This window comes from Streptomyces sp. NPDC002573, from assembly GCF_042889625.1.
GTDB classification, from domain to species: domain Bacteria; phylum Actinomycetota; class Actinomycetes; order Streptomycetales; family Streptomycetaceae; genus Streptomyces; species Streptomyces gibsoniae.
Genome location: NZ_JBIARC010000253.1, coordinates 1 through 1,666, shown reverse-complemented (window position 1 = coordinate 1,666; position 1,666 = coordinate 1). Strand labels below are relative to the sequence as shown.

Here is a 1,666-nt window from a genome sequence, read left to right as displayed (position 1 = left end):
GCCGCGTTGCTGGGTGAACGCCGGCTGGAGCCGCAGTGTGGATCTTGAGAGTGCGTCGCAGTGGGCGGGCCTTGATCCCGGGGCTTCCGACGCGGAGGAGGTGCGCGGCCTGGTGGCGGTACTCGTCGCCGCGGACAGCACGCGCTCCACGAAGGCGCAGGTCGCGGGTTTCCTGCTGGACGTGTGGTGTCTGGGGGTGAAGAACGCGCTCGCCCCGGAGCCGATGAGTGAGCGTCGGCTGGCCGAGCACCGGGGGCTCTACTTCAGCGCCTTCGAGGGGCATGTGCAGGTTCCGGCCGGCCTGGCCCGCGCTTTGGTGTTCGGGGCCGCCGCCTACGCCCGCGGCTTCGGGTTCGAACCCGAGGGGGAGCTCGCTGAGGAGTTCACACAGGCCGCCGTGCTGCTGGGTGAACCTGCGGGCCCCAGCCCGATCGGCTTTGGCCGGGACGGCAAGCCCTTCTTCGTCAACGGCCCCTACGACGATCCCGAGGCAGTCTTGCGGACTCTGCGGCGCGCGGTCGGCGACGACGGTTTCCACTTCGAGGTCGCCTTCCCCGAGCAGCCGTCGCGGCGGCGTCGCTTGTTCGGGCCGCGCCGGTAGCCACGGGGCGGGCGCCGAACAGCGTTCTCCACCCGGGCGGGTGACGGGTCGGGTGTTCGCGCCCGCGGTGGGCTGAGGCGTCGGCAGCATCGGCGTTGTGGCGACCGCGCCCGGGGAGGGAAAGCCGATGCCCGCGAGTCCGATGGTGCCCGCGTCGCTGCTGGCGGTGCTGGGGAAACTGCGCGTGTTCACCGTGCCGGGGTTCACGACGTTCACCGCGATGGTGACCGGGCTGGTCGCGCAGACCGGGGCCGGCACGGTGACCGGGATGCTGACCGGGGCGGGCCTGGCCCGCGCCTGGCCGCACGACCGGGCCCATGCCTTCTTCTCCCGGACGCGCTGGAACGTCGACATCCTGGGGATCGTGCTGGCCCACCTGATCGTCACAACGCTCCTGCCGCAGGGCGCGGCGGTCACGGTTGCGGTCGACGACACCTTGTTCAAGCGGAGCGGGAAGAAGGTGTTCGGTGCCGCGTGGCAGCATGACGGCGCCGCCAGGGGCCCGAAGCCGGTCGGGCGCGGAACGTGCTTCGTGGTGGTCGGGATCGTCGTGGAACTGCCGTTCCTGGCCCGGCCGGTGTGCCTGCCGGTGATGGCCCGGCTGTGGCGGCCCAAGACCGGACCGTCGAAGGTCGAACTCACCGCGTCGATGGTGAAACTGCTGGCCGTGTGCCTGGACCGGCCCCTGCACGTGGTGGCGGACGCCGCTTACCACGGCAGGGCCCTGCGCCACCTGCCCAAGGCGATCACCCTCACCACCCGGCTGCCGGCCGGCGCCGTGCTGTTCGACCTCGCGCCGCCACCGACCAACAAGCGCGGCCGCCCCCGCCTCAAGGGCGCCAGGCTGGGCACGCCCGCTGAAATCGCGGAGACCGCGACGTTCACGACCACGCGCGTCGCCCGGTACGGCCGCACCGAACAGGTCCGGATCACCGAGGTCCGCTGCCTTTGGTACGGCTCCTTCCACACCCAGACCGTCCGCGTCATCCTGATCCGCGACGAGGACACCACCACCGGCTACGGCCTGGCCCTGGTCACCACCGACCTCGCCACCCCGGCCGCGGC

Annotated in this window: 2 protein-coding genes; both read left to right on the top strand. The window is 72.1% G+C overall.

The window, feature by feature from the left end; translation table 11 throughout:
- Positions 1 to 601 (top strand): hypothetical protein (locus ACFYX0_RS47735; RefSeq protein WP_388982105.1); only part of this gene is annotated, 601 nt, incomplete at its 5' end.
- A 127-nt stretch (positions 602 to 728) separates the two neighbouring features.
- Positions 729 to 1,666: transposase (locus ACFYX0_RS47730; RefSeq protein ID WP_388982102.1), on the top strand; the 938-nt coding region annotated here is incomplete at its 3' end.